The organism is Mycobacterium sp., from assembly GCF_032162105.1.
Lineage (GTDB): Bacteria > Actinomycetota > Actinomycetes > Mycobacteriales > Mycobacteriaceae > Mycobacterium.
Window position 1 is genome coordinate 1 of record NZ_JAVRPS010000427.1, and the last position, 7,511, is coordinate 7,511.

General features: G+C 66.7%; 8 protein-coding genes and 1 pseudogene. 3 read left to right on the top strand and 6 right to left on the bottom strand.

Translation table 11 applies throughout. From position 1 onward, the window contains the following. Positions 1-231, top strand: a pseudogene (locus tag QOC69_RS21645) (very short patch repair endonuclease); the annotation flags it as partial. 16 nt (positions 232-247) lie between these two features. Here the strand turns inward: QOC69_RS21645 and QOC69_RS21650 are convergent. Together QOC69_RS21650 and QOC69_RS21655 are read right to left on the bottom strand one after the other, a co-directional pair. Beyond that, a complete protein-coding gene (locus QOC69_RS21650) occupies positions 248-808 on the bottom strand; it encodes a GNAT family N-acetyltransferase (protein WP_526443407.1) in 561 nt (186 codons plus the stop codon). A 5-nt stretch (positions 809-813) separates the two neighbouring features. Continuing rightward, positions 814-1,116, bottom strand: coding sequence for a type II toxin-antitoxin system TacA family antitoxin (locus QOC69_RS21655; protein ID WP_526443395.1), 303 nt, complete (start codon positions 1,114-1,116; stop codon positions 814-816). A 257-nt stretch (positions 1,117-1,373) separates the two neighbouring features. Between QOC69_RS21655 and QOC69_RS21660 the strand changes: the two genes are divergently transcribed. Then, the gene (locus QOC69_RS21660) at positions 1,374-2,597 is read left to right on the top strand and encodes an Ig-like domain-containing protein (RefSeq protein ID WP_526443409.1); all 1,224 of its coding nucleotides are present in this window, start codon (positions 1,374-1,376) and stop codon (positions 2,595-2,597) included. A 140-nt stretch (positions 2,598-2,737) separates the two neighbouring features. Here the strand turns inward: QOC69_RS21660 and QOC69_RS21665 are convergent, their stop codons facing one another. From QOC69_RS21665 to QOC69_RS21680, 4 genes are all read right to left on the bottom strand, one after another. After that, the gene (locus tag QOC69_RS21665) at positions 2,738-3,628 is read right to left on the bottom strand and encodes an NYN domain-containing protein (protein WP_526443397.1); all 891 of its coding nucleotides are present in this window, start codon (positions 3,626-3,628) and stop codon (positions 2,738-2,740) included. Between the two features lie 37 nt (positions 3,629-3,665). Next, positions 3,666-4,475: a GAF and ANTAR domain-containing protein gene (locus QOC69_RS21670; protein ID WP_526443399.1), complete on the bottom strand. Its 810-nt coding sequence runs from the start codon at positions 4,473-4,475 to the stop codon at positions 3,666-3,668. Between the two features lie 109 nt (positions 4,476-4,584). Then, on the bottom strand, positions 4,585-6,219 hold the full coding sequence (locus tag QOC69_RS21675) for a fatty acyl-AMP ligase (protein ID WP_526443401.1): 1,635 nt from the start codon (positions 6,217-6,219) through the stop codon (positions 4,585-4,587). A gap of 415 nt (positions 6,220-6,634) precedes the next feature. Beyond that, positions 6,635-6,967 (bottom strand): GNAT family N-acetyltransferase, encoded by a 333-nt coding sequence (locus tag QOC69_RS21680; RefSeq protein WP_526443403.1) that lies wholly within the window; start codon positions 6,965-6,967, stop codon positions 6,635-6,637. A gap of 89 nt (positions 6,968-7,056) precedes the next feature. On the opposite strand from QOC69_RS21680, the gene QOC69_RS21685 reads away from it, so the two are divergent. Then, positions 7,057-7,511: carboxymuconolactone decarboxylase family protein (locus QOC69_RS21685; RefSeq protein ID WP_526443405.1), on the top strand; the 455-nt coding region annotated here is incomplete at its 3' end.

Genomic DNA, 7,511 nt, shown 5'->3' on the forward strand with positions numbered 1-7,511 from the left:
GCGGTGTTCCTCGACGGCTGCTTCTGGCACGGCTGCCCCGAGCACCACACCGTCGCCGCGGCGAATGCGAGGTTCTGGGCCGACAAGGTCGAGGGCAACCGCACCCGCGACCGCGACACCGACAGCCGGCTCGCCGACGCCGGGTGGGTCAGCGTGCGGGTGTGGGAGCACGAGGATCCGGCCGAGGCGGCGCGACGCGTCGAACAGGTCGTGCGGGGCCGGGCCGACTGAGCCCCGACGCTGTCGTTCAGAGAGCTGGCTTTGATTCGGAGGCGCGCCTGTATGCCAGTTCGATCTCCGACGCGATCGTCTTCATCGGCAACAGCAGGTGAAGCGGTTCTACAGGGGATTGGAGGAACTCAGCCTGACGCAGGTAGAAGTCGCGTGCCGCCTCGTCCCTTGCATGCACCAGCAGCGCCGGCGCTGCCACTGACTCTGACAGCAGGAGGACACGCCGGAGTGCGTCGCTCAAAAGGCCCGACCCGAGTCCTCTGCCCTGCCAGTCGATGTCCGCAGCGAGCCTGGCCAATAGAAAGCAGGGAACCGACTCGGGTGCGCGCTTGGCGATCGCCTCCGGAGCGGCGCTGCGTTCGTATCCTGCAACGGTGATCGCGTAGTAGCCGACAACACGACCTTGGTACGTGCTGACGTAAGTGGTCGCGTTGTTGGCCCGCTGGTTCTGCCAGCTGTACTTCCGCAGCCATTCGTCGAGTTCCGTCGCACCCGATTCGAATTCCATGCGGTCGTGCGCCTTGGTGAGCTTCTCCGGAGGGTTCGGCTTCGCGGGGCCAGACTGGTCGTTGACCACCAGCGTCAATCAGCCTCGGCAAACGGGCTTTCGCGTTGGAGAAGCCGACGGAGCTTCGGCAGCGGCTCCAACGGTGCGTCGAGCAGAGCCTGGAACTCGGCCCACTGCTCTTCGCTGGCGGCGAACCACTTGCGATCGGCGAGCACCCGCTCGGCACTTTCCAAGGCGCTGCCGAGGATGAAGTCCGTGACGGTTCGGTCGGTGGCTTCTGCAGCCCGACGTATCAGCTGCTGCTGCTGAACACTGGCACGGACGTTGAGCCGCTGATCGCGCGCAGTTTTAGTGGTCTTGGCGTCGGTGTTCCTCATGATTGCCTCGTTTGTCGTGTAAGTACACCGTACATACCAAACGATCTCGGGCAAAGATCGACGTACGTGGCCATTGAGCGAACACGACGAAACAAGACGATCACGAAACCCGCACAGACGCCTGCCCGACGTGTCGTCGTCGGATGCGCCGCCTACGATGAGACACCGGCCGGATCTGGCCACAAATCGAAGAAGTCTGGAGTGTTTTGACGTCGTCTCGCCGTGTCCGTGGAGCCTGGTTGGCCGCGGCTTTCGCCATGCTGGCCGTGCTCGGGGGAGTTGTCGTGACCGATACCCCGCAGTGCCCAGGCAGCAAATGCCAGGTGGTGGCCGCGCCGCGCGACCTGGCCGCGTCGGACCCGGTCGTGCCCACCTCGGCGCCCGCGGTGTTGTCGATCACGCCGACGCCGGGAGCCGACAAGGTCAACCCCGCGGGCCCGGTGATGATCACCGCCACCAGCGGCACCATCACCGACGTCACGATGGTCAACGCCAGCGGCAAGGAGATCCCGGGCGTGCTCACGCCGGATGGCACGGCCTGGAAGCCGACCAGCCAACTCGGGTACGACCGCACCTACTCGATGACGATCCTCGCCCGTGGTCCGCAGGGCATGCCGTCGCGCCAGACGGCCAGCTTCACCACGGTGTCCCCGAGTAACCAGACGCAGGTCTACCTCGAAACGGTCGCTGGGGGCTTGATGCAGGACGGTGCCACGTATGGCATCGGCACCGTCGTGGTCGCGCACTTCGACGAGGCCATCGACAACAAGGCCAACGCCGAACGGCACCTCTCCGTCACCACCAACCCGCCGGTGCCGGGGTCGTGGTACTGGACTGGCGACACGACGGCGCACTGGCGACCGGAGAAGTACTACGCCCCGGGCACGACCGTCACTGTCAACGCCAACATCTACGGCACACCGCTCGGGGACGGGCTGTACGGCGCGGAGGACGAGAAGGTGTCGTTCAGGATCGGTGACGCTCACGTCTCGATCGCCGACGACGTGACCAAACAGGTCAGCGTCTTCAACAATGGTCAGCTGGTCCGCACCATGCCGACGTCGATGGGCATGGGCGGGACGCAGACGATCGACGGCACCACCTTGTCGTTCTTTACCCCGCCAGGCGTCTACACCGTCATGGACAAGGCCAACCCGGTGATCATGGATTCGTCGACGTTCGGCTTGCCAGTCAACTCCCGGCTCGGCTACCGCGAGACCATCGCGTACGCCACCCGGATCAGCTCCGACGGGATCTACCTGCACCAGCTCAACGCCACGGTGTGGGCGCAGGGCAACACCGACACCTCCCACGGCTGTTTGAACCTCAACGGCGACAACGCCAAGTGGTTCTTCGACTTCTCTGTGCCGGGCGACGTCGTCGAGGTCCGCAACACCGGCGGCAAACCGCTGCAGATCTCTCAGAACGGGGACTGGAGCGTGCCGTGGGACCAGTGGCGCCACGGCAGCAAGCTGACGTAGGGGCCGCGCGCCTGGGTGGCAATTCGTGGCCTCGAGTCCCAGGCGTCCCAATAGCCCCTGGATCAGCCGAGGGTGGAAGTGGTGGGCACTTCGACTAGTGGTTCTGCGCCGTGACTTGTGTGGCGTGTGTGACGAACGCCCTACTTCAGCCGCACCAACCGCGTCGTCGAACTCTCGTCCAACTCCACGACGTCCGACCGTGACCGCAGGAAATCGCTGAAAGACCGGAAGCCAATTGACTTTTCGCTGAACGACGGGTCCATCCGCTTCATCTGCGCCTTCACCGCCGAGTTGTGCAGCCACTCGGCGTCGTCCTTTTCCAAGCCGATCTGCAGGGCGCGCTGCAACAGCGCGGTGGCCGCGGCCTGCGGGTCCGGCGCCTCCGGCTCCTCGTTGTCGGCCGGCCGCGCGGCACGCCGTCGCTTCTTCGGCGCGACGGCTTCGCTCTGCGCCTCGGTCTCGGGCGGCGAGGGGTCGGGTTCGAACGCGGGGACGCCGGGCAGCGCGTCGTAGATGACGAAGTCGTCGCACGCCGCGGCCAGCGATCGGCTCGACGACCCGGCCACCCCGATGCCCACCACGTACCGGCCGAGCCGCTTGCAGCGCTGCGCCAGCGCGATGTAATCGGAGTCACCGGCGACGATCACGACGTGTGTCAGGTCGGGCAGCCGGAACATGTCCTCGACGGTGTCGACCGCCAACCGGATGTCGGCGCCGTTCTTGCCGTACGCCGCGGCGGGGAACAGCTGCACAAGGTCGACGGCGCGGCCCACCAGTTGCCCGCGGTAGGCGGCGTTCAGATCGGCCGACCAGTCCGCGTAGGCCCGGGTCAGCACCAGCGTGCCGAACGACGACGCGAAGTCGATGATCGCGCCGACGTCGACCGTCGCCCGGGCCAGTCGATCCGGGTCCAGCCCGCCCGTCTTGTCGCGCTGAAATGAATTGCGCCCGTTCACCTGGTCGTAGCGCGAGATGACGATGTTGTCGAAATCGAGGTATACCGCGACGCGGGTGGCAGCGGGGTCCGTCATGGCCTCAGTCTGTTCCATGGACGGCCAGGGGGAAACGTCACCCCGAGCTCTGCCGGGTGCGGGCGCGTCGCACCGCTTCCTCGACGAGTCGCTCCGCGACGACGTTGAGTTTGATGTTGTCGCTCTGGCTCATCCGGGCGAGCCGTTCGAACGCCTCCTCGGCGCTGCCACCGGACCGGCTGCGGATGATGCCGATCGCCTGGTCGATGACCGCGCGGGAGCTCAGGGCGCGCTGCAGTCGGTCGGTGCGTTCCTGGGCCGACGCGAGCAGCTGCGCGTTGTACACCGACACCGCGGCCGGGCCGGCGAACTGCGCACCCAGTTGCACGGCATGCTGGGCGAATGCGTCGCGCTGGTAGGCGTACGCATTGATCGCGCCGATCACCTGGTCGGCGATCATCAGCGGCAGCGCGAGCACCGAGTGCACCCCCATGCGGGCGACGTGGCCGCCGAAGTGCGGCCACCGGTCGTCGCTCCCGATCGACCCACTGACCGTGGGGCGGCGCGACTGCATGCACGTCACGCACGGCCCCTCGTTGAGCACGTTGTACTGCAGGGCGTCGATGTCGCGGACGAACTGCGGGGTGGCCGCCCAGGCCTCCGCGCGCGGCGAGCAGGAATCGGCGTCGATCAACGTCACGCTCGCGCCGTCGACGCCGGGGATGGCTTGCACCGCGAACTCGGCGACGTCATTGAGCAGGTCGGGCACGCTCCGGGCGCCGGCCACGATCCTGGCGACTCCGCTGAGACCGAGGTACAGATCGACCTCGTCGGATTCCAGTTGTGCGGGTGACGGGTCCGACCCCGGCACCGCGTCGCGACCGGGCTGGGCGTCGTAGTCGGCCATACCGTCCCTTTCCGGGGCGCGTCGGCACCGCAACTCCCGATCAGCGGCTCAATTTACTCGCCGCGAAACCAAGAGGGGGCCATCGCGCGAGGGGTGCCAAACCGTCAGGTCAGATGACGAGCGGCATGGCGTGGGCTCGTCGCAGCTTGCCCGAGGGGGTCTTGGGGATCATCCCTGGCTCGAGGACGACGACGTTGCGCGGCCGGACGTCCACTTCGGCGACCACTTCGTGGGCCACCTGCCGCTCGATGCGCCGCACCTCGGCGGCGTCCTCGTGCTCCTTGGATTCCACGGCGACCGCGAAGCTCTCCCGCGATTGTCCCGCATCCAGCCGTACCGCCACGGCGCAGCCCTGCCGGACGCCGGAAACCCGGGCGGCGGCACGTTCGATGTCGGTCGGGTAGACGTTGCGTCCGGCCATGATGATGACGTCCTTGACCCGCCCGCAGACCACGACTTCGTCGGTCTCGGTCAGGTAGCCAAGGTCGCCGGTGTCGTACCAGCCATCCAGGTCTTGTGCCCCGATGAAACCGGCCGCGGTGGTGTAGCCGATGGTGACCGGCTCGCCCCTGACCTGGAGGACGCCGACGGCGCGGTGGCCCAGGATGCTGCCGTCCTCGGCGACGACGCGGACCTCGAGGCCCTTGAGCACGCGACCCAGCGACACCAGTCGACGGGTGTTGCCCCTCGACGCGGGTACGGCACGGTGCAGGACGGCGAGCAGGTCGGCGTCGACCTCGTCGATGACCATGCCTCCGCCGGATTGCGAGAACGACACCGCCACGGTGGTCTCGGCCATGCCGTAGGCGGGAAGGATGGCTTCGGGGCGCAAGCCGAACGGGGCGCCCGCGTCGATGAGGTCCTCGACGTCGGCGGGTTCGACCTGCTCGGCGCCCGACAACGCCCACCGCAGCGTGGAGAGGTCGAACTGGCCTGGCGTGGCCTGCCTGCGCAGCCGCTTGGCGAAGAGTGTGTAGGCGAAGTTGGGCGCGGCCGTCATGGTGCCCTTGTACTTGTCAATGAGCTTGGCCCACAACAAGGTATCGCGCAGGAAGTCCATCGGCGTGACCTTGACCAGCTCCGCGCCGAAGTACATCGGCACGGTCAGGAAGCCCGTCATGCCCATGTCGTGAAAGCAGGGCAGCCAGCTGACGATGACGTCGGATTCTTGGTCGAACTCCGCGCCGATGAACATCGCCTCGGCGTTGGACACCACGTTGCGGTGACTGATCTGCACGGCCTTGGGCGACCCCGTGGAGCCGGACGTCAGCTGCAGCAAGGCGATGTCGTCGTCGTCGGTCTCGACGGGATCCGCGGGCTCGGCCTGCAGGAGCTTCTCGATGGTGACGACGTTGAGCCCGAGCTGCGTCAGCAGTGGCTCGGCGGGCATGAACGGATCGGAGATGACGACCGCCGTGGCACCGATCATCTCGATGACCGCGGTGGTCTCCTCGGCCCAGCGTTGCAGATCGGTGCGCGGGGTCGGCTGGTGCAGCATGGTCAGGCAGGCGCCGCGCATCCAGATGGCTTGTGCCGTCGGGGCGATCTCGACCGGAGCGCCGGCGAGCACCGCGACGGCGTCACCGTGTGACACACCAGCTGCGGCGAGGCCACCGGCGATCCGCCTGGCGCGTTCGTGGACTTCGGCCCAGCTGTGCCGGACCGGGGTCTCCGGCTCGCCGGTGACCATGCCCTTCGTACTCGATCGTGCGTTGCTGAACATCGTGTCGGTGAATCGACTCACGACATTCCCCCTGACGTCACCGCGGGCGCGGCATGTATCGGACTGTTGCACTGATCAGGCGACTTCGACACACGGCGCGCGTGCACGAATGGGGTAGTAATCAACTCGAGATCGTTTTGGTTACCTTGCGCCACATATCGAACCCGTCGACGCGGCGTGCGACTGCCGTTGCGGGACGTCGCGGTCACCGCTGGATTCTCAGCCAAGGGACTCCGTCATTCCGAGGGCACAACCACGCATTTGGTCGGCCTACGTCGGGTGCAGAGCGGGTGCTCTCAGCAGGGACTTCTCTGTCGCCGCCGTGACGGGTCCGGGTGGCTGGGGGATCAACCGGGTATGACCGTACCGTGCTGGAGCGCAAGGACGCAGCAATTGCGTACGAAAATTTGGCCGTCAGGCGGCCGGCTGGGTGCCCCTAGCTGGGCAGGGACTCCAGAATCTCTGGCGTCGGGCGGTCGACGATATCGTCGAATTCGGGGTGCTTCTTGACGTAGCCGGCCACCATCGGGCACACCGCGACGATGCGCAGTCCGTCGGCGCGCGTCGCAGCCAGTGCCTCGGCGATCAGCACGGTGCCCAGCCCGCGTCCACCGAACGCGTCGTCGATCTCGGTGTGATAGAACACCCGCTGCCCGTCGCGCTCGGCAAAATCCTCCAGCCCCACCGTCTTTCCGTCCACGCTGATGGTGAATTGGTGGGGTTCCTTCGAGATGGTGACGGGGGCGCCGGTCTTGTCGGTCAGCGTCATTGATGTTCCTCCCATTGCATACGATCGACTTGCATACGATCGACGTAATCGACAGTACCTGCCGTGGCGGGACGATCCGGAGGCGTGTGATGGACATCGAGCACGTACACATCGACCATCAATCACGCCCGGCCTATCAGGCGTTGGTCGGTGTCTCGACCGCGGTCGGCAAGACCGCCAGGGAGGCGGGCTTGACCCGCTGCCTGGTCGAGCTGGTCAACGTCCGGGTGTCGCAGATCAATGGATGCCCGTCCTGCCTGGAGGTTCACCATCGCCGCGCGGTGGCCGCCGGGGTCACCGAGAAACAGTTGGCGACGCTGTCGGTCTGGCGGGACACCGAGCTGTTCGACGAACACGAGCAGGCCGCGCTGCGGCTCGCCGAGATCACCACCACGCTGCCCGATCACGACACCGCCGAACGCGAATACGCCCGCGCCAGAAAGACGTTCACCGACGACGAGCTGTCCGCGGTGATCTGGGTGGCGACCGCCATCAACGCGTTCAACCGAGTGTCGATCCTGAGCAGGCATCCGGTCACGCCGTA

Excerpts from the sequence above, each read along its gene's own strand:
- QOC69_RS21655 (WP_526443395.1), bottom strand. The coding sequence starts at position 1,116 with ATGAGGAACACCGACGCCAAGACCACTAAAACTGCGCGCGATCAGCGG.
- QOC69_RS21670 (WP_526443399.1), bottom strand. The coding sequence starts at position 4,475 with ATGGCCGACTACGACGCCCAGCCCGGTCGCGACGCGGTGCCGGGGTCG.
- QOC69_RS21665 (WP_526443397.1), bottom strand. The coding sequence starts at position 3,628 with ATGACGGACCCCGCTGCCACCCGCGTCGCGGTATACCTCGATTTCGAC.
- QOC69_RS21680 (WP_526443403.1), bottom strand. The coding sequence starts at position 6,967 with ATGACGCTGACCGACAAGACCGGCGCCCCCGTCACCATCTCGAAGGAA.
- QOC69_RS21660 (WP_526443409.1), top strand. The coding sequence starts at position 1,374 with ATGCTGGCCGTGCTCGGGGGAGTTGTCGTGACCGATACCCCGCAGTGC.